The 20,761-nt window shown below is 71.7% G+C and carries 10 protein-coding genes; 7 read left to right on the forward strand and 3 right to left on the reverse strand.

The genetic code is table 11. The annotated features are described in order from the left end of the window. Positions 1-42 precede the first annotated feature (42 nt). Positions 43-1,545 (reverse strand): tryptophan 7-halogenase, encoded by a 1,503-nt coding sequence (locus ADK57_RS29525; RefSeq protein ID WP_053752662.1) that lies wholly within the window; start codon positions 1,543-1,545, stop codon positions 43-45. Beyond that, positions 1,542-9,647, reverse strand: a complete 8,106-nt coding sequence (locus ADK57_RS29530; protein ID WP_053752663.1) for a type I polyketide synthase — start codon at positions 9,645-9,647, stop codon at positions 1,542-1,544. The genes ADK57_RS29525 and ADK57_RS29530 overlap by 4 nt, the downstream gene beginning before the upstream one ends. Before the next feature lie 195 nt (positions 9,648-9,842). Between ADK57_RS29530 and ADK57_RS29535 the strand changes: the two genes are divergently transcribed. Beyond that, positions 9,843-10,505, forward strand: a complete 663-nt coding sequence (locus ADK57_RS29535; RefSeq protein WP_053752664.1) for an NUDIX domain-containing protein — start codon at positions 9,843-9,845, stop codon at positions 10,503-10,505. Between the two features lie 216 nt (positions 10,506-10,721). Here the strand turns inward: ADK57_RS29535 and ADK57_RS29540 are convergent, their stop codons facing one another. Then, positions 10,722-11,471: a TetR/AcrR family transcriptional regulator gene (locus tag ADK57_RS29540; protein ID WP_053752665.1), complete on the reverse strand. Its 750-nt coding sequence runs from the start codon at positions 11,469-11,471 to the stop codon at positions 10,722-10,724. Between the two features lie 217 nt (positions 11,472-11,688). Here ADK57_RS29540 and ADK57_RS47950 point away from each other — a divergent pair, with 217 nt between their 5' ends. The 6 genes from ADK57_RS47950 (at position 11,689) to ADK57_RS52290 (ending at position 20,620) form a co-directional block, all read left to right on the forward strand. Then, entirely contained in the window at positions 11,689-14,445 is a 2,757-nt protein-coding gene (locus ADK57_RS47950) for a DegT/DnrJ/EryC1/StrS family aminotransferase (RefSeq protein ID WP_234390458.1), read from the forward strand. Positions 14,446-14,549: 104 nt separating this feature from the next. After that, positions 14,550-15,500, forward strand: coding sequence for an LCP family protein (locus tag ADK57_RS29555; RefSeq protein WP_234390459.1), 951 nt, complete (start codon positions 14,550-14,552; stop codon positions 15,498-15,500). After that, the gene (locus ADK57_RS29560; RefSeq protein WP_053752666.1) at positions 15,497-16,654 is read left to right on the forward strand and encodes a hypothetical protein; all 1,158 of its coding nucleotides are present in this window, start codon (positions 15,497-15,499) and stop codon (positions 16,652-16,654) included. The genes ADK57_RS29555 and ADK57_RS29560 overlap by 4 nt, the downstream gene beginning before the upstream one ends. A 2-nt stretch (positions 16,655-16,656) precedes the next feature. Beyond that, a complete protein-coding gene (locus ADK57_RS29565) occupies positions 16,657-18,093 on the forward strand; it encodes a polysaccharide biosynthesis tyrosine autokinase (RefSeq protein WP_053752667.1) in 1,437 nt (478 codons plus the stop codon). A gap of 38 nt (positions 18,094-18,131) precedes the next feature. Then, positions 18,132-18,293, forward strand: coding sequence for a hypothetical protein (locus ADK57_RS50110; protein WP_159050168.1), 162 nt, complete (start codon positions 18,132-18,134; stop codon positions 18,291-18,293). A 68-nt stretch (positions 18,294-18,361) separates the two neighbouring features. Continuing rightward, positions 18,362-20,620, forward strand: a complete 2,259-nt coding sequence (locus ADK57_RS52290; protein ID WP_053752668.1) for a glycosyltransferase — start codon at positions 18,362-18,364, stop codon at positions 20,618-20,620. Positions 20,621-20,761 lie beyond the last annotated feature (141 nt).

The following is a 20,761-nucleotide window of genomic DNA, read 5'->3' on the forward strand; positions in this document are numbered from 1 at the left end:
TCGACGTGGTGACGGCGGAAGCCGCGGACGGTTCCTGGAACCTCAGCGGCCGGGATCCACCCACGTGAGCCCGTCCTCCGAGGCCACCAGGCCGTCGGCGCGCAGCGGTGTCTCGTCCTCCAACGGGCCGCCGAAGACGCCCCGTTCCTGCAGGACCGCGCCCTCCTGGAAGACCTGGCGGATCGTGGCGGACTCGAAGAGCGGGTTGCGCCGGCCGTCGGAGTCCGGGAGCCGGCCCACGGCCTCGTCGAGTTCCGAGGCGGCGGCCGTGAGCCGGGCGCCCGCCTCGGCGGGTCCGCCGAGGGACGTGTCGCCGGAGGCCAGACCGCCCACCAGGTCCACGAACGCCTCCAGTTCCGTCGTGTCGACGTGGGTGACCTTGCGGGCCTTCCAGAAGTACGACCGCTCGTCCTGGTGCATGTCGTAGAAGGACACCAGGAACTCGTGGAACAGCCCGTACTCGTGCCGGTAGCGGGCTTCGAACTCGTCGAAGAGGCGGCCCTCGTCCAGCGCCCCGGCGAGGCCGCTGTTGACGGACCGGGCCGCGAGCAGAGCGCCGTAGGTGGCCAGGTGCACTCCGGAGGACAGGACCGGGTCGACGAAGCAGGCCGCGTCGCCCACCAGCACCATGCCGGGCCGCCACAGCCGGGACTTCCAGTACGACCAGTCCTTGCGGACCCGCACCTGGTCGTACGGCACTTCGGTGGCCTGCGGAACCCCGTGGAGGAGGTCCCGGACCTCGGGGCACGAGTCGATCAGCCGGCGCCAGGCCGTCACCGGGTCCCGCTGGATCGCGGCGGTGTTCTCCCTGCTCACCACCGCTCCGACGCTGGTGAGGTCGTCCCGGAGCGGGATGTACCAGAGCCAGCCCTCGTCGAAGGCGGCACAGAAGATGTTGCCGTCGTTCGGTTTCGGGAGCCGCCTGCCTCCGGCGAAGTAGCCGAACACCGCGATGTTCCGGAAGAAGTCGGAGTACGTCCGCCTGCCGCCGACCTCGCCGTGGATCCTGCTGCCGTTGCCGGAGGCGTCCACGACGTAGCGGGCCCTGGCCTCGCGGATCTCGCCGGACGGGCCGGTCCAGCCGACGCCCCGGACGCGTTCCTCGTCGGCGAGCACTCCTTTGACGCGGCAGCCCTCGCGTACGTCCACGCCGACCCGGCGGGCGTTGTCCAGGAGGATCGCGTCGAACCGGGACCGCTCGACCTGGTAGGCGAAGGAGGTCGGGTCGGCCAGCCGGGGGGAGAGCGCGAAGGAGAACTGCCACGGGTCCGGGTTCCGGCCCCAACGGAAGGTCCCGCCCCGCTTCGTCTTGAAGCCCGCCCGCGCGACCTCCTCCTCGACGCCCAGGATGCGGCACACCCCGTGCACGGTGGACGGGAGCAGCGACTCGCCGATCTGGTAGCGGGGGAACGTCTGCTGCTCCAGGAGGAGGACGCGGTGGCCCCGCAGGGCGACGGCCGACGCGGCGGTCGCCCCGGCCGGGCCGCCGCCCACGACGATCACGTCGAACTCCTCGGCCTCCGACTGCTCACCGGTGGGGTTCACTGCTCTCCTTCTGTGGTCGGCGCCGACGGCGCGTCCGTGCGGCCGAGGGAGTCGAGCCAGGTGCGGACGGCCGCCACCGTGGTCGGGGTGTGGTCCTGCATGAACGAGAAGTGGTCGCCGGGAACGTCGGCGCGGGCGTGCGGCAGCGGCCACGAGGTCTGCCACTCGTCCGGCTCCGCGCCCGTCGCCATCTCGGGCGTCGGCTGCGTGGCCCGTACCAGCAGGGTCGGGGTGTCGACCGGTTCCGGGTCCCAGTCGAGGAACATGCGGGTGTACGCGCCCAGCGCCGCCACGCCGGTGTCCTCGTCCCCGGTGAACTGGTTGCCGCCCAGGCGCGGTGCGATGACGGCCGCCAGGGACAGCAGCCACTCCTTGTCGCTGTTGGTCTCGTTGATGAGGTACGTGTCGAGCAGCACCTGACCGACGGGAGCCCTCCCCATGGCTTCGAGCCGCCGGGTCACGGCGTGGGCGACGGCGCCTCCGGTGCACATACCGACGACGGCGAAGGGCCGGTCGCCGACGTGCCGCAGCACGGTCTCCGCGTGGGTCCGGGCGAGCGTGTCCCGGTCGGCCGGCACGGCATTGCCCGCCCCGATGCCGGGGTGCGGGAGTTCGAGGACGTCCAGTTCGCCCTGGAAGTGAGCGTGGAACCGGGCGAATTCCCCACCGGGGGCGGCGAAGGGCGGGTGGTACCCGGTGAAGAAGACGAGCACCGGACGCTCGCCGGAGCCCTCGGCGCGCCGCAGCGGCGGGAGAGCGTGCTCCCGGCTGTCGGCCTCGTCGAAGGTCGGCACCGCCCAGGAGGCCGTGACCAGCATGTGCATCGCGGCGACCACCCGACCGGCCTCGCAGACCCGCCGGTAGAGCGAGGACAGCGTCTGCGCGGGCCGGTCGTCCGTCGGCGCGCGCTCCGGTTCCGTCGGGGTCTCGGGCAGGTCGTCGAGCAGACCCAGTGCGTGGCGGGCCAGCCCCTGGGCCGTCGGGTGCTCGAACACCACGGCGGCGGACAGCCTGAGCCGCAGGGCCATGCTCAGCCGGTTGCGGACCTGGACCGCCATCAGCGAGTCGAAGCCCAGCTCGGCGAAGGACTTGCCGGCCGGGAGCGCGTCCGCGTCCGGGTACCCGAGGACGGCCGCCACGTCGGCGCTCATCAACTCCGCGAGCGCGTCCTCCCGTTGAGCGGAGGGCAGCTCGGCCAGCACCTTGCGCCAGGCTCCCGGCTCCCAGGGCTGCTCCGTACCGGGCGGGGAGTCGGTGGTGGCACGCCCGGTACCGGCGGCAGGCCTGCCTGGGGGCACCAGCCCGCGCAGGAGCGGTGGCACGGGCCCTGGGGCGGATCGGAGGCCGGCCCGGTCCAGCAGCATCGGCGCCAGCACGGGTTCGTCCGCGCGGAGCGCCGCGTCGAACAGAGCCAGGCCCTGCTCCACGGAGAGCGCCCGGAGCACCTCACCCGACCTTCGGCTCGGGGCGTCCGCACCGGCCATGCCACCCCCGTGCTCCCACGGGCCCCACGCCAAGGACACGGCAGGCAGGCCCAGTCGGGAGCGGTGGCGGGCCAGGGCGTCCAGGAAGGAGTTCGCCGCCGCGTAGTTGCCCTGACCGGCACGGCCCAGCAGGCCGGACACCGAGGAGAACAGGACGAACGCCGACAGGTCCAGATCCCGGGTCAACTCGTGCAGATGCCAGGCCGCGTCCGCCTTCGGCCGAAGTACCGTGGCCATTCGCTCGGGGGTCAGCGCGGCCAGCACGCCGTCGTCCAGGACCCCGGCGGCATGCACCACGGCGGTCGGCGCGGGCGCGCAGCCCTTGATCACCTCGGCCAGTGCGTCGCGATCGCCCGCGTCGCAGGCCACGATCCGTACCTCGGCACCCAACTCCTCCAGCGTGCCGCGCAGTTCGTCGGCATTCGGCGCCTGGGGTCCTTGGCGTCCGGTGAGCAGCAGATGCCGTACGCCGTACGCGGCGACGAGATGACGGGCGAGCTCCGCGCCCAACGCACCGGTACCTCCCGTGATCAGGACCGTGCCGTCCGGACCGAAGGCACCGCCACCGGTGGAGAGTTCACTGTGACCGGCGAGTCGGGGTGCAGCCAACCGCCCTTGCCGCACGGAGAGTTGGGGCTCGCCGGTGGCCACCGCGGAGGGAAGCAGTCGCAGCGACTCGGGCCGACCGTCCACGTCGACGAGGACGACGCGGCCGGGCAGCTCCGCCTGGGCCGCACGCACCAGCCCCCACACGGCCGCCCCGGCCAGATCCGGTTCCGGTGCGGTCGCCTCGCGCGTCACCACCACCAGGCGGGAGCCCGCCGTCCGTGGGTCGTCCTGCCAGTCCTGGAGGGCACGGAGCACCCTGCCGGTCAGCAGGTGTACGGCGGGCAGAGGGTCGGCATCCGTCATCGGTGCGCCGACGGCCATGACGACCACGGTGTCCGGCTCGGGCGCGTCGGCGCGCACGACGTCGGGAAGCAACCCGCCGAGGTCCAGCCGGTCAGGGCCTGCGAGCTCCCAGCATCCGGTGTCCACGCGATGCTGCACACCGCCGGGCGGCTCGACGGCGGTCCACTCGGGGCGCAGCAGGGCCCGCCGCACCACCTCGGCCGCCGGTACGGCCGTATCGGCCGGGAGTTCCCGGGTGGCCAGGGAATCCACCCGCGCCACCGGGCGCCCCGTCGGGTCGGCGAGGGTCACCGAGACCGTGTCCGTCCCGCCCGGCGTGATCCGTACGCGTACCTCCGACGCGCCCGCCGCGTACAGGCGTACGCCGTTCCAGGCGAACGGCACCCGGATCGCGTCGGACTCGGGTGCGGAACCCGTGAGCAGCGGGGCGTGCAGTGCCGCGTCCAGCAGCGCCGGATGGATGCCGAACCGGTCGGGGCCCGCCGACTCCGCTTCGGGGAGGCGGACTTCCGCGAACAGTTCCTCGTCCCGCCGCCAGACCGCCCGTACGCCCCGGAAGGCCGGACCGTAGGCGAGGGGGCCGTCCGCGAGGGCGCCGTACGCGTCGGCGAGGCCGACCTCGGTCGCGCCCTGCGGCGGCCACACGGCGAGTTCCGTCTCCGGCCGAGCGGGCTCCGTGCCGCTGAGCACCCCTGTGGCGTGCCGGGTCCAGGTGCGTGCGGAGTCGTCCGCGGAGGGCCGGGCGTAGACGTCGACCGGGCGCCGACCCGACTCGTCCGCCGTGCCCACGACGACCTGGACGCGTACGCCCGTGGCCGCGGGCAGGGGGAGCGGGGCCAGGACGACGAGTTCGTCGAGCGCGCCGCAGCCGACCTCGTCACCCGCGCGTACGGCCATCTCCACGAACGCCGTCGCGGGGACCAGGACCGTACCGCCGATCACATGGTCGGCCAGCCACGGCTGGGTCGCGGTGGAGAGCAGACCGGAGAACACCGTCCGGTCGGTGTCCGGCACGGCGAACGCCGGGCCCAGCAACGGGTGTTCGCGGGCGTCCGCAGTGGGGCCGGGGGTGCGCGGAGCGTCCAGCCAGTACCGCCGGCGCTGGAACGCGTACGTCGGCAGGTCGACCCGCCGCGCACCGGTGCCGGCGAACACCGCGGGCCAGTCGACTCGCGCCCCGCGCACATGGAGCCGGGCCACGGCGGACAGGAGCGTCTTGGGCTCGTGCTCGCCGCCACGGGTCGCGACGGCGAACACAGGGGCGGGGACCTCGTCGTCCGCACCGGTCAGGCAGTCCTCGGCCGCGGCGGTGAGCGCGGGGCCGGGGCCGAGCTCCAGGAACGCCGACACGCCGTTGTCCCCGAGCCACCGCACGGCGTCGGCGAACCGCACCGGCAGACGGGCGTGCCGTACCCAGTACTCCGGCGAACACAGTTCCCCGGGCTCGGCCGGGCGACCCGACACGCCCGAGACCACCGGGATCCGCGGCGGCCGGAAGGTCAGCCCTTCAGCGACGCGGCGGAAGTCTTCGAGCATCGGTTCCACCAGCGGCGAGTGGAAGGCATGGCCGACCCGCAGGCGTACGGTCCTGCGGTTGCGTGCCTCGAAGGCGGCGGCGACGGCGAGCACCGAGTCGCGGACGCCGGAGATCACCACGGAGCGCGGTCCGTTGACGGAGGCGATCGCCACCTCGTCGCTTCGGCCGCCGAACTCCGGTAGTGCAGCGAGGACTTCCTCTTCCGTCGCGTGCAGCGCCACCATCGCCCCGCCCCCGGGCAGGGCATGCATCAACCGGCCCCGGGCCGCGACGAGTTGTGCCGCGTCCGCCAGGTCCAGCACTCCGGCGACATGGGCCGCCGCCAGCTCTCCCACGGAATGGCCGGTCAGGAAGTCGGCGTGCACTCCCCAGGACTCCAACAGCCGGAACAACGCCACCTCGAAGGCGAAGAGACCGGCCTGGGTGAAGTCCGTACGGTCGAGGAGGGTGGCCTCCGGTGTTCCGGGCTCGGCGGACAGCACCGTCTCCAGCGGTCGCTCGAGACGGCCGCTCAGTTCCCGGCAGACCTCGTCGAAGGCCGAGTCGAAGACGGGGAACGCGGCGCGCAACTCGGCGCCCATACGGACACGTTGAGCACCCTGGCCGGTGAACAGGAAGGCCGTACGGAGGCCGGGATCCGCCACGGCCGGCGTCGCGCCCCTGCCATCGGCGAGCGCATGCAACGCGGCCGACATCCGCGCCCGGTCGCCGCAGGGCACCATCGCCCGGTGCGGGAGCGGCGACCTCGACACGGCGAGGGAGAAGCCGACGTCGGTCGCGGACAGGTCGGGCCGGGCCGCCAAGTGGTCCGCCAGGCGGCGGGCTTGGGCCCGCAGGGCACCGTCGTCGGCGCCGGAGAGCAGCCAGGGCACCGGCACCTCTGCGGCACCCGCCCCCGTACCGGGAGGCTGCTCGGGTTCCTCCAGGATCACGTGGGCGTTGGTCCCGCCGATACCGAAGGCCGACACGCCGGCCCGGCGCGGCCCGGAGTCCGTCGCGGGCCACGGGCGGGCCTCGGTCAGCAGTTCCACCCGGCCCGCCGACCAGTCGACGTGCGGGCTGGGTGCCTGTGCGTGCAGGGTGCGCGGGAGCTCCTCGTGCCGCATGGCCTGCACCATCTTGATGACACCGGCGACTCCTGCGGCCGCCTGGGTGTGCCCGAGGTTGGACTTGACCGAGCCCAGCCACAGCGGCGGCCGCTCCTCGTCCCGTCCTTGGCCGTAGGCGGCCAGCAGGGCCCGCGCCTCGACGGGGTCGCCGAGCGTGGTGCCCGTGCCGTGCGCCTCCACCGCGTCCACGTCGCCCGCGCGGAGCCCGGCGTCGGCCAACGCCCTCTCGATCAGCTGCTGTTGGGCCTGCCCGTTGGGTGCCGTCAGGCCGTTGGAAGCGCCGTCGGAGTTGACGGCGGAGCCGCGCAGCACGGCCAGCACCGGGTGGCCGTGGCGGCGGGCGTCGGACAGCCGCTCCAGCAGGACCAGTCCCGCGCCCTCGCCCCAGGCGGTGCCGTCCGCCGAGGCCGAGAACGACTTGCAGCGGCCGTCGGGGGAGAGGCCGCGCTGGCGGCTGAACGCGGTGAACGGCTTGGGCGTCGCCATCACCGTGACCCCGCCGGCCAGGGCGAGGGAGCACTCCCCGGAGCGCAGCGCCTTCGCCGCCCAGTGCAGGGCCACCAGGGAGGAGGAGCACGCGGTGTCGACCGTGATCGACGGCCCGCGCAGGCCGTACACGTACGAGATGCGGCCGGAGGCCACGCTGCCGGCCGAGCCCAGGCCCAGATGGGCCTCCAGCTCGTGCTGGGTGAAGCGGGCGGAGTAGTCGCCGTGCATCACGCCGACGAACACCCCCGTGTCGCTCTCGCGCAGCGCGGCCGGATCGATGCCCGCCCGCTCCCAGACCTCCCACGAGGTCTCGAGCAGCAGCCGTTGCTGCGGGTCCATCGACAGCGCCTCACGCGGAGAGATCCCGAACAGGCCCGCGTCGAACTCCGCGGCGTGGTGCAGGAAGCCGCCGCTGCGGGTGTACGAGGTGCCGACCCGGTCCGGGTCGGGGTCGTACAGGGCGGCCAGGTCCCAGCCCCGGTCGGTGGGGAAGTCCGAGATCGCGTCCCCGCCCTTGGACACCAGTCGCCAGAGGTCCTCGGGGGAGTGGACGTCACCGGGATAGCGGCAGCCCATGGCGACGATCACCACCGGATCGTCCGTTCTCGCTTCAGAGGCGGAGGACGGCGGACTGGTGGGCACCGGGGTGAAGAGGGTGCTGTGCACGTGCTGCGCCAGGGCCGACGGGGTGGGGTGGTCGAAGACCAGCGTCGAGGGAAGCCGCAGGCCGGTCGCCTCGCCGAGCCGTTCGATCAGCGTGACGGCGCCCGCGGAGGTCAGTCCGAGATCGGTGAAGGGGCTGTCGGCGTCGAGATCGGCGGGGGTGCTGTCGCCGTCGGGTCGTTGGGCCGGTCCGTCGCCGCAGACCGCGGCCGTCTCCGCGAGCACCGCCTCGCGCAGCGCACGTTCCCGCCCCTGAGGCGTCAGCGACAGCAGCCGCCGGCGCAGCGCTCCGTCGGCCGCCGTCGGGGAGGGCAGGGCCGGGCGGACCTCGGACGCCGCGCGGGCCAGGTCGGGCAGGACCGCGTGGCGGGCGATCTTGCCGGACGCCGTACGCGGGACGGCCGCGATCTCACGGATCTCGACGGGCAGCTTGTAGTCGGCCAGCCGTGTGCGGCACGCGGCCAGTACCCGGCGCGGCTCGAACCCGTCCGGTCCCGGTACGACGTAGGCCACCGGGACCTCGCCGAGGACGTCGTGCGGCCTGCCCACCACCACCGCGTCCCGCACGCCGGGACAGAGCAGCAGGGCCTGCTCGACCTCCGTGGGGTGGATGTTCTCCCCGCCGCGGATGATCAGTTCGCTGACCCGGCCGGTGAGCGTGAGATGGCCGTGTTCGACGCGTCGGCCGAGGTCACCGGTGCGGTACCAGCCGCCCCGCAGCGCGGCCTCGGTCGCCTCGGCCTGGTGGTGGTACCCGGTCATCAGGCTCGGCCCGCGCACCCAGATCTCGCCCTCGTCGCCGTCCGCGACATCGTTGCCAGAACCGGGATCGACGAGCCGTACGTCCATTCCCGGGACCGGTGGTCCACAGGACCCGTCGACCCGCGGCCCGTCCGGCCGGTTCACCGCGATCATCCCGCAGGTCTCGGTGCTGCCGTACGCGTCGAGCAGCGGCGCCCCCAGGAGGTCCTCCACCGCCCGGCGCAGGGCCGGCGCACTCGGGGCGCCCGCCACGACACAGGTGCGCAGCCTCGGCAGGGGCGAGGCGTCCTCGGCCGCCGAGGCCACCAGCCGGTGGTAGACGGCGGGCACCCCCGCCAGGACGGTGTACGGGCCGCCGAGAGATTCGTGAGGCGTGCGCAGCTCCCGCAACAGGCCGCCGGGCGGCAGGAGTTCACCGGTGATCCGGGCGCTCGCGCCGACGGCGGTGATTCCCAGGATCGCGAGCGAGTGCCCGAAGCTGTGGAACAGCGGGAGCGGCCAGAGCAGCCGGTCCTCGGGCGAGAGCCCGAAGATCGGGGCGTAACAGGCCGCCACCGACCACAGGGCGGCGCGCTGCGTGGACAGCACGCCCTTGGGGCGATGGGTGGTCCCGGACGTGTAGAGCATCCAGGCCGGCTCGTCCAGCGCGAGGTCGTCCCGCGGCGGTTCGGCGGGCTCGGCCGCGGCCGCCTCCTCGAAGCCGGCCGTGCCGTCGGCGGCGTCCGCCGGGACCGGTCCCGTGCCGGTGAGCAGGATGCGCATGCGGCCGGGCCCGGGACCCACGCGCCGCAGTCGGGCGAGGTGCGCCAGGTCCGTGACGACGACCGAGGCCCCGCTGTCCTCCAGGAAATGGGCGAGCTCGGCGTCGGACGACCGGGGATTGAGCGGCACACCGACCGCCCCCGCCCGGACGGTGGCGAGAACGCTCTCCACCATCTCCACGCAGTTGCCCAGACAGATCGCGACCCGGTCACCCCGCCCGACGCCCGCCCGGGCGAGATACGCGGCCAGCCGGCCGGTGCGCCGCTCCAACTCGGCGTAGGTGACACCACGCACGTCGTCGGCGTACGCCACACGTGACGGCCGGCTCTCGGCGTGCGCCTTCAGCAGCTCCGGCAGCGGCCGGATCAGCTCGTCGTGCGTCATGTACCCGCCCCTCCGGCACGTGGTGCAGCACGGCCGCCGTCAATCGCCTTGCAGAGCAACGGTATTGAGCGTACGGGCAGGCCAGCCGGATGATCGAAGATTTGGGCGACCGGCGCCCGGAGCGTCCGGGCGCCGCCGGATGGTAGAAGCAGGCATGACCAACTTGCACTCTCCCTCCTCCGCAGCGGACATCCGATGACCGCCGGCGTCGACACCCCCGACCGCCGGGGCCGCACCGGGCTCGACCGCACCGGCCGGGATCTCACCGGCAACCCGCGGGTCAAGGTGCGGGACGTGACCCTGCTGTCCAGCCACTGGTACGTCGAACGCACCACGGTCTTCGACTTCCGGCACGCCGACGGCACTTGGAGCACCCAGGAGCGCGAGACGCACGATCGCGGCAACGGGGCCACCATGCTGCTGTACGACGCCGATCGCGAAACCGTGCTGCTCACCCGCCAGTTCCGCTTCCCGGTCTACGTCAACGGTCACCCCGACGGCCTGCTGGTCGAGACTCCGGGCGGACTGCTCGACGACGATGACGAGCACCCGGAGATCGCCGTACGCCGCGAGGTCGTCGAGGAGACCGGGCACACCATCGGCGACGTCCAGCACGTCTTCGACGTCTACATGAGCCCGGGTTCGGTCACCGAACGCGTCAGCTTCTACGCCGCCGCCTACGGCCCCTCGACCCGCACCCACGAGGGCGGCGGCCTGGAGGAGGAGGGCGAGGACATCGAGATCCTCGAACTGCCCTTCCGCAGGGCCCTGGAGATGATCCGCACCGGAGAGATCGCCGACGCGAAGACGATCATGCTCCTGCAGTGGGCGGCACTGGAGGGGCCGTTCGCCCGCTGAGCCGGAGGGTGAGGCGGGTGAGGCCCGTGCGGTGGGCGAGGCGGGTGAGGCGGCCTTGCGGCATCGGCGACGAGTACGGCGGCTGTCGACGCGAGTGATCAAGCGTCATGGGCGACCGAAGCCGGCGTCGACACCCCGGACCGCCGGGGCCGGCGGTTCCCTTGCCGGCCGCCGTGGCCGCCGTGGCCACCGTTTGGAGACTCGCCTCCGCGCCCCTCACTCCGCTTCGGTGAAGCGGTCGAGCAGCGCGTCCAGCCCGACCGCCAGGCCCTCCGGCCCGCCCCGTGCGGCGAGTGCGGGGGCGGTTTCCCGGAGTCTGGGCAGCTCCTGGGGCGGCATGCGGTGCAGTCCGAGACGGAAGCCGGGGTCCGGCTCCTCGGGGTTGTCCACCATGGGCCGCAGCTCCGCGGACACATAGCCGAGGAGCCACGCGGTGTAGGCGCGGAACACGGCGGAGGTGCGGACCTCGTCCAGGTCGGCCTCGGCGAGCAGGGTGAGCACCCTCTCGTGGTCCTTCAGGACGGCGAGGGGGCGCTGGGCGAGCGGGATGGCCAGCATGCGCGTGGTGAGCAGCGGGACCGCCTGGGGATGGGCGAAACAGACGTCGTACGTCGCCCTCGCGATGCGGTGGAGCTCGCTGCGCCAGGCAGTCTTCCCGGTGCTCGTGCTCGTGCCCGGCTCGGCGGCCAGCCGTTCCTCCAGCTCGAGGTACAGCGCCTCCACCAGGCCGTCCAGGAGGGCGTCCTTGCCTTCCGCGTACCGGTAGAGCGCCATCGCCTCCACGCCGAGCTCGGCGCCGAGCCGCCGCATGCTCAGCGCGGACAGGCCTTCCCTGTCCACCAGCTCCAGGGCGCTGGCCAGCACGCGTTCACGGCTCAGCCGTCCGTAACGGCCGCGGTCGCTGGCGCGGCGCGCCGGAGCGGCTCCGGCACCCTTCCCCCGCCCTTTCGCCTGCTCCTTGACCATGCCCAGCCTCCCGTGATCGCCCCGTGCCATGCCCCTGTGTTGACTCTATACGCCAACGGGGTCAGAGTGTACGTATACGTCGTAAATATACGACATCAGGAGGTATGGCGGAGTCGTCATCCCCCGAGCGAGCCCATACCGGGAGCGAGAAATGACAGTCCACCGTCTCCGACCCCGGCGGGAATCCGTCGGTCATCCCCGGCCTGCCCTGAACGGTGTGCCCCTCACCGACGCCCTCACCGTGGAACACGCGGACGCACCGGACGTGCCCTTCGCCGTGACCCGGATCAGCCCCGAGGCCCGGAGAGCGGCACAGCGCGTGCTCGCCTCGGGCTGGGTGACCACCGGCCACGAGACGGAACTCTTCGAGAGCGAGTTCGCGGCCTGTGTCGAGGCCGAGCACGCGATCGCGGTGAGTTCGTGCACGGCGGCGCTCGAACTGGCGCTGCGCGCCCTGCGACTGCCGCCCGGTGGGACGGTGCTGGTCCCGGCCGTGACGTTCTGCGGCGCGGCTCACGCGATCCTGCACGCCGGACTGCGGCCCGTACTGGTGGACGTCGATCCGCGCACCGGGACGCCGACTGCGGCCACTGTCGCCCGCGCGGCCAGGGCCTGCGGATGCCCCCAGGCGATGATGGTCCTGCACTACGCCGGGGCCCCGGCGCCGGTGGCCGAGCTGGCGCAAGCCGCGCGACTGCCCCTGACGCGGGTCGTCGAGGACGCCGCGCACGCCCTGGGCACATCGGTGGGGGACCGGCCTGTGGGGAGCCTGTCGGCAGCGACCTGCTTCAGCTTCTACGCCACCAAGAACCTGCCCATCGGTGAGGGCGGCATGGTGACCACGGACGACCCCGAACTCGCGGAGCGGATTCGTCGAGCAAGGCTTCACGGAATGTCCGCCGACGCCTGGCGCCGGAACCTGCCGGGCGGCCACTGGCGGTACACCGTCGAGGAGGCGGGCCTCAAGGCCAACATGACGGATGTGCAGGCCGCCATCGGGCGGGCCCAGCTTCGTCACCTCGATGACTGGCAGCGGCGGCGGCACGCCCTGGCCGAGCGGTACACGGCGGCGCTGGAGGCCGTTCCCGGCATCGAGCCCCTGGACGTCGTCACCCCGGGGCGGCACGCCCGTCACCTTTACGTCGTGCGGGTACTGGAGGAGTACGGGACCGGACGCGATGAACTGATCGACAGGCTGGCGGAGTGCGGCATCGGCACCTCCGTCCATTTCAGTCCCCTGCACCACATGCCGTACTTCCAGCGTGCCGCGATCACTCCGCCCGGTGGTCTGCCGGGAGCCGATGCGCTCTTCCCCCAGCTGCTGTCCCTGCCCCTGTACCCACTCCTCACCGAGCGGGCGGTCGACCGGGTCGCCGGGGAGCTGGCCCGGCGCGCCTCAGGGTCCCGTCCCGTGTCATCCGTCGCCGAACGGCCGGAACCTCCGGTAGCGCGGCAGGAGACCGGACTGCGCACCCTCCGGCCGGAACCTCCGGCAGCGCACGAGGAGACCGGGCTGCGCACCCTGGTGATCGGAGCCGGGGAGGCCGGACAGGCGCTCGCCCGGGACCTGGCGCGGACACCGCAGTTCGGGCTCGTTCCCGTCGGCTTCCTCGACGACGCCCCGGCCAAACGCCGTGCCGCCGTCATCGGGGGCCTGCCCGTACTGGGAGAGCTGGACGACACCCGACAGACCGCAATCACCCACCGGATCGAGGCGGTGGTCGTGGCCATCCCCGGACTGAGCCCGGACCGCTTCCGCCAGGTGGCGCGGGCGGCCGAGGCCACGGGAGCGAGCGTCCGGTATCTGCCGTCGTTCATCGCGGCACTCCGGCGCGACGTGATGGGCAGTGACATGCGAGCGCTGAACGTGCACCAACTGATCGGCCGCAACGAGATACACGTGGTGAGCCCCGAGGCGCGCTTGACGGTCGCCGGGCGGCGGGTCCTGGTGACCGGGGCCGGCGGGTCGATCGGCAGCGAGCTGTGCCACCAGGTGCGCGCCTTCGGCCCGAGCCGGCTCTTCCTGCTCGACCACGACGAGTCGAATCTGCACCGGCTGCAGCTGGAACTGTACGGCGACGCACTGGTCAGCGACGACATAGTGATCTCGGACATCCGCGACCGTCCCCGCATCGACCAGATCTTCCGCGAGCTGCGCCCCGAGGTGGTGTTCCACGCCGCCGCGCACAAGCATCTGCCTCTCCTCGAGCGGCACCCTTGCGAGGGCGTGAAGTCGAACGTGATGGGGACCGCGAATCTGGTGCGGGCCGCGACCGAGGCCGGAACCGAACGGTTCGTGCTGATCTCCACCGACAAGGCGGCCGACCCCGTGTCGGTGCTCGGTGCGACCAAGCGGCTGGCCGAGCTCATCGTGCGGGAGGGGCAGAAGAACGCCCCGCCCGGGACCGTCTTCGCGGCCGTCCGCTTCGGCAATGTGCTGGGCAGCCGCGGTTCGTTGCTGTCGGTCGTGGCCGAACAGCTGGGCGCCGGTTCCCCGGTGACCGTCACGCACCCCGAAGTGACGCGGTTCTTCATGACCATCGAGGAGGCCGTCGGGCTTGTCCTGGAGGCCGCGCGCATGGCCCGGGGCGGTGAGGTGTTCGTCCTGGACATGAGCAGTCCCGTGCGGATCGTGGACCTCGTCCGCAAGTTCGCCCGCTCGGTGAACGTGCCGGACGTGGACATCCGCTTCACCGGACTGCGGACGGGTGAGAAGCTCAACGAGACCCTGTTCTCCGCCCATGAGCGGCATACGCGCACCGCCCACCCGCAGATCCTCGCCGCGACGCCCACGATCGGCGACGAGCCCTGGGCCGCGCTACCGGAACGGCTCCCCGACCTGTACGCCGCAGCGGAGGGCAACGACCCCGACGAGGTACGGCGTGTGCTGGCCGATCTCCTCCCGGGCTTCCCTGCGGCGCCGTTGGCCCGATCGCACGTCGGCATGGCCGACCCGTACCCGGACGACTTCTGATGTCCGCGCGCCGTCAGTGGCCCCCGTGGGCACCGAGGCAAGGTCTCGGGCCGGGCGCCCGACCGCGCCACCGGTTCCTGCGTCGAGCGCTGGCGATCACCCTGGTGACCGTGCTGACCCTGCTGGGCCTCGGCATCGGCGGGGCCTGGTGGGCCACGGACCACTACGGCGACCAGGTCACCCGCATCCCCGACGCCTTCCCGGACGGCCCACGCCCACCCGAATCCGATTCGTCCGACGGCGGTACGACCTTCCTGCTGGCCGGAGTCGACAGCCGCTCCAAGCGACCGACCACGGGCAAAGACGCCGCGGCACAGCTGTGGAAGTACGGGGCGCAGCGCAGCGACACGCTGATGCTGGTGCATCTGAGCGCCGACGAGAGCACGGCGTACACGATGTCCATTCCCAGGGACAGCTGGGTGCCCATCCCGGGGCATGGCTCCGCGAAGATCAACGCCGCGTTCTCCTGGGGCGGTCCGCCCCTCCTGATCCAGACGGTGGAGCAGCTCACCGGCACCCGAGTCGACCACTTCGGCGTCATCGACTGGCACGGCTTCCGTTCCCTCACCGACGCCGTCGGCGGCGTTCCCGTCACCGTCCCGGCGAACACCTACGACCCGGAACAGCAACGGCACTTCAGGGCCGGCACCCACACCATGAAGGGTGAGGAGGCACTGGCGTACGTCCGTCAGCGCCACGGACTGCCCGGCGGCGAACTCGACCGCATCAAGCACCAGCAGCAGTTCCTGACCAGCCTCGTCGGCGAGGTGCGCGGCGGAGTGGACATCACCGATCCGTTCGGCACCGACAAGATGCTCGACGCGATCACCCGCACGGTGAGCGTGGACGACCGGATGTCCAACGGCGATCTGCGCGGCCTCGTGCTCGGGCTGCGGCATCTGCACGCTTCTGACACCCGCTTCGCCACCGCGCCGATCGTCCGGTCGGAGACGATCCGCGGCCAGTACGCGCTGATCCTCGACCGGGAGAAGCTGCGGGCAGAGTGCCGCGCCATCGAATCCGGGGCTCCGCAGACCCGAGGAGGAAGCTCATGACCACCGCACCCACGAAGGCACGGGCAGGAAAGCGAGTCCTCGTCATCTGCCAGCTCGACGCCTTCGCCAACGGCGTCAAGCCCGCCGAGATAGAGCGCTTCCTGAGGGAACGGGGCCATGACGCGCACCTCGTCGACACGTATCACCTCAGCCGGTGGGCCCGCGCGCCGGGACCGCTCGGCGGCAGGCTTCCCGCCCTCAGCCCGCGGAAGTTCGCGCTCTACGCGACCGAGGCGGCGTCCGCGGTGCTCACCCGGCGATGGGACTTCGGGCGACGGCACTTGTCGTACTACCTGCTGGTCGCCGATCACCGGCTGCGGCGCGGCATCCTGAAGCGGTCGTTGCCGCTGGACGACTTCGACCTGGTGATCTGCGAGACCGTCTACGACGCCGGAGTGCTGGCCTGCGCCGGTTCCGCCCGGACTCTGTACGACGCCCCCGCCCCGTGGGCGGACGAAGTGTTCTTCGACGGCAGGCTGAGCGCGCGGCAACACGCGAAGCTGCGCCGGCTCGAGACCGGCATCTTCGAAAGCGTCGACCATCTGGCTCTGCACTGGGAGTCGTACGCACGCTACGCCGTCGAGCGGTACGGGATCAGCGGGCGCAACCTGATGCCGCTGAACTTCGGCTGCACTCCCGCGAAGCAGCGCGCCGAGTTCGCCGGCCCGCCGCGCGTCGTCTACCTCGGCAACGTGAGCGCCGGCTTCAACGACCCCTCGCTCCTGGCCCGCCTGTCCGCGCAGTACCCACACATCGACGTCTTCGGCGGGCCGCCGCCGGACCCGGCACTCGGGCTCAACTACCTCGGCTACGCGCCCTCGCTGGACGTGCTGAGGAACTACCAGCTCGGACTGGTGACGTGCAGCAAGGACCCGCTGCGCCGCGACGGCTTCTCCTCGAAACACGTCCAGTACCTGTCGTACGGGCTTCCCGTGCTCGTCCCCTCCTGGCGGCGCCATCTCGACCTGCTGCGCGGCTCGGTGGTCTACACCGAGGAGACCTTCCGCTCCGCCGTGGAGGGCATGAATGACGAGCGCCGGTGGCGGGCGGCCAGCGACGAGGCGTACGCCCAGGCCGAGCGCCTTCGCTGGGACGAGACTCTGCGTCCGCTGGAGCAGCTGCTCAGCCGCGATCCCGATCTGCCCGAGGACTAGAAATGGACCTGAAAGCCTATCTCCGTCTGCTCCGATTCCACTGGGTGGCGATCGTTGTGCTCACGCTCCTGGGCGCGGCCGGCGGTGCTGCGGTGGCCCAGTCGCAGCCGCCGGTCTACGCGGCCAAGGCCCAGATGCTGGTGACCGTCTCGGCCCCGGGGGAGGACTCGAGCCAGGCGTATCAAGGGGCGCTCCTCTCCCAGCAGCGCGCCAAGTCGTATACGACATTGCTGACGAGCCAGTCCGTGCTCAGGCAGCTGACCGACGAACTGGGGCTGCCGTACTCGGTCGAGCACATGAAGAGCCACATCACCGCGACCAATCCGACCGACACCGCGGTCATCGACGTCACGGTGAAGGACCGTTCGGCACGGCAGGCGCAGCAGATGGCCCAAGCCCTGGGACCGACGTTCTCGAAGATCGTCTCATCCGCCGAGAACCCCGGGCAGGAGGGCGACGGGAAGACACCCGTGATCAACGTCAGAACGCTGGACGGAGTGCAGCTCCTGGACAGCCCGGTGTCCCCGCACAAGAGCTTCGACATCGCCCTGGGCCTCGCCGCGGGCCTCGTCCTCGGACTCGTCTGGGCGGTCGTCCGCGAGGTCACGGACACGCGGATCCGTGACCTTCAGGATCTGGCGCAGGGCACGGACGTCGACGTCCTCGGTGTTCTGCCCCGGGGCGGGCAGCGCCGTGACAAGGACTTCCGGTTCGGACTGCCCGGATCGTCGGCAGAGACCCAGGCCTACCGGTGGCTGGCCCTGACGACCGAGACGGACGGCCGCGGTCCCGGGCCCCGGGCCCAAGTGGTGACATCGGCCGTCCGTGGGGACGGGACGACCGCTGTCGCCGCGGGACTGGCGATCGCCCTGGCCGAGAGCGGCACGCGGACGATCGTGGTCGACGCCCAGCGTTCCCGGGCACGACTGGCGGACCTCCTCGGTCTGTCGTCGCCGTGGGGCCTGACGGATGTCCTGAACGGCCGGGTCTCCGTCGACGAGGCGCTTCGGACCTGGCGCGATGATGTGCCCCTCCAGGTACTCGCAGGGAGCGGTACGGATCCGGATTCCGGCGCGGCACCGCTGCGGCAGGCGGAGGTCGCCGAGCTGTGCAAGCAGCTCATGGTGCGGGCCGATGCCGTGATCTTCGTCGCCCCTCCTGTGCTGGCCGAGAGCGACGCGACGATCGTGGCCCGCGCCGTGGGACAGGTGATCGCCGTGGCCGAGGCGAGGGCCACCCGGATGCCGGACTTCACCCAGTCGGTCCGGCGCCTTCGCTCGGTGGGCGTCACGGTCCTGGGAGCCGTACTCAGCGGAGAACGCGGGCGGCGCAGCAGGCCGTACGTGCCGACCGTCTCACCTACCGCCCGCGTGGACGGACACGGCGTCCGGCTGGAAAACCAGGGCCGGTCCCACACGGAGGCATGGTCCTCGGGATAGGGCGCCGTGCCCCGGCTCGAGATGGAGGGAGAACCCCGGTGAAGAAGCGCATCCTCGTCGTCGGTCAGTCGGACGGCCCTTGGGATTCATTCGCACGGGACGCCCTGGAGCAGTACGGGATCAGCGGGCACGGGTCCCTTCACCTCTCGCGGGACAGCACACTCCGCCTCCCGGAAACCCTGCTGGAGGGCACATCGTGATGACCATGCGTGCGCCTGCTCGGCGGAGAACCGGGGCGGGCCCCAGGCCGCGTCCACGCATCCTGCTGATGCTGGTCCTGATCGCGGCCGCGATGCCGGTGCGCATCGCCAGTTCAGTGCCGGGGATCAAGTCGGTCTCCGTCCTGGATGTTCTGCTGGGTGTCGTTGCGCTGACGCTTTTCCTCGACAGTGCCTTCAAGCCGCTGGACATCGGCTATCGGAAGCTTTTCGTCCTGTTGTGCATCCCGGCGGTCATCTGCGGCATGTCGATGCTGTGGACGCAGGACCCGCAGGCGACGCTCCGTGCCACGATCGTTTATGTGGAAGGCATCGTCGCCTACCTTTTCGTCGTGCGGGAGCTGAGTGGAGTCCCGCCCGGCCGGGCCATGACGTATATCAAGCGCTACAGCTATCTGCTCATCGTTCCCGCCGTTTTCCTCCTGCTGAAGGTTCCCGGCTTCGGTCCCGAGGAGGCCGGGCTCCTCCGCGATTCCGATCGGTATCTTTCGTACTACACCAGGCTCTCTCACCCCGCCCTGGGGCCGTCCAACAATCTCGCCACTGTGCTGGCCTTCTTCGTCCCCCTCCTGCTGTACTGGGGCCATGTGCGGCACGATCGACGGTTCACCCGGGCCGGATGCGTCGCGCTCGTCGCGGTCGTCTGCACCTTTTCGCGCGGGGTCATTCTCGGACTTCTGACGGCAGCGGTGCTCGCGGGCCTGGGGAGCGTCGTCAGAAGGCGGCGCTTCGGAAGTCGGATATCCGGAAAGATCGTCGCTGCCGTCGCGTCGGTCGCCGTAGCCGTGGTGCTGCTGTATCAGCTGAATCCGGACACCCGTGAATTCTCCGGAAGCCGGTTCAGCCTGACCAACGTTTTCATCCGTTCCCAATTCGCGGTCGAGGCGATCGAAAAGATCGCTGCGCGGCCGTTCCTCGGTTATGGCGGGGGAACGGCGCCCGATGGGTTCTGGGATCTGGCGCATGTCCACAATACGTATCTCCAGCAGATGGTGTTCTTCGGTGTCCTGCTGGGTGTCTGCCTCTCAGTCGCGTTGATCGGGACGGCCGTCTTCTTCTTCTCCCGGTGGCGCACGAGCCGGGTGGCCCGGGTCGTCGGCTTCACGCTCATCGCCCAGCTCTTCGTCTTCGCGGTCGAGTCGAGCTTCGAGGGCACGGTCCTTCGCGTGCTGTTCTACCTCTCCATCGGTCTTGCCACCGCGGTGGTCCGCGCATCCGAGACGTGCCAGGCAAAGACGCATCAGCCCGAGCCGATCGGACACCCGATCCGTGGCGTGGCACCCGGCCTCGCAGGTGGGTTCACCGGCGAGCTCAGCCGCGAACGAAGCCATCCCCGCGGGAGATCCGCCCTGCGGCACGAACTCGTGATCTGCACCAGGAACCGAGTGGACGACTTCCGCCGGTGTCTGGATTCCGTCGCCGCACAGTCCGGACTGCCCGACGGTGTGATCGTCGTGGACAGCAGCGACACGGACGCCACGCGCCGCGTGACCGAGGCCTTCGCCGACGGGACGGGCCTTGCCGTGCGGTACGTCCGGACCGTCCCGGGTCTCGCTCTGCAACGCAACGTGGGGCTCGACCACCTCGCCGCGTCGACGGACGTGGTGCACTTCTTCGACGACGACACCGTTCTCGACCCAGGTTGTCTGCGCGAGATACTGGCGGTGTTCGAGACCCGGCCGGACGTCGGTGGCGTCGGTGGACGCGACGTGAGACTGCCGGAGCCCGACCCGGCCTGGTACCCGTGCCTCTTCCTGCTCGACAGCCGTCGGCAGGGCGTCCTCATGCGCTCCGGAGTCAACGCGCCGAGTGCCACCGGGGACAGCGAACGGCTGGTGGACTGGTTGTCCGGATGCTCGATGTCCTACCGCTGCCGGATCATCGGCGGGATGCGCTTCGACGAGAGCCTCGGTGGCGTCGGACCCGCGCAGGACGTGGACTTCGCCGCGCGCGTCGCGGAACGGACGCGGCTGGTCTGGACACCCCCGGCCCGGCTGGAGCGCCGGCTCTCACCGGTCGACCGCGACGACGCGGCGATGACGCTCCGTCGCACGATCCGTGGCAGGTGGCGGCTCGCCCGTGACCACGTGGGAGCGGTGAACCGGGCGGCCGTGATCTACGGGGTCTCCGGCGAGTTCCTCACCTCGGTACTCCTGGCGGTGCGTTCCCGGTCCAGGCTCTACGGGCGGCTCGGCGTCGCCGGCGCGTCCGGGGCAGGCGATCGTGCCCACCCCGGCACACCGGAGGTCCTCGCTGATCCAGCTGACACAAGACGGCCGAGCCACGCTCACCGCCGCGCCCGCCCGTGAGCACACAACTCTTCGACCCCGTGGATGTGAGCGGCGGTGTCGCTCGGTGCCCCTTCCACGGAGTTCTACGCAACGACGTCACGGCGGCGGCGCGCCCGGCCGCGCCGCCCTCCGGTGGAAGGACCCGCGACACGAGGGCGC

The sequence above is a fragment of the Streptomyces sp. MMG1533 genome (assembly GCF_001279775.1).
GTDB lineage: Bacteria > Actinomycetota > Actinomycetes > Streptomycetales > Streptomycetaceae > Streptomyces.

Coding starts and splice junctions, on each gene's coding strand:
- ADK57_RS29565 (WP_053752667.1), top strand. CDS start 16,657: ATGGACCTGAAAGCCTATCTCCGTCTGCTCCGATTCCACTGGGTGGCG.
- ADK57_RS29535 (WP_053752664.1), top strand. CDS start 9,843: ATGACCGCCGGCGTCGACACCCCCGACCGCCGGGGCCGCACCGGGCTC.
- ADK57_RS29530 (WP_053752663.1), bottom strand. CDS start 9,647: ATGACGCACGACGAGCTGATCCGGCCGCTGCCGGAGCTGCTGAAGGCG.
- ADK57_RS29540 (WP_053752665.1), bottom strand. CDS start 11,471: ATGGTCAAGGAGCAGGCGAAAGGGCGGGGGAAGGGTGCCGGAGCCGCT.
- ADK57_RS29560 (WP_053752666.1), top strand. CDS start 15,497: ATGACCACCGCACCCACGAAGGCACGGGCAGGAAAGCGAGTCCTCGTC.
- ADK57_RS52290 (WP_053752668.1), top strand. CDS start 18,362: ATGCTGGTCCTGATCGCGGCCGCGATGCCGGTGCGCATCGCCAGTTCA.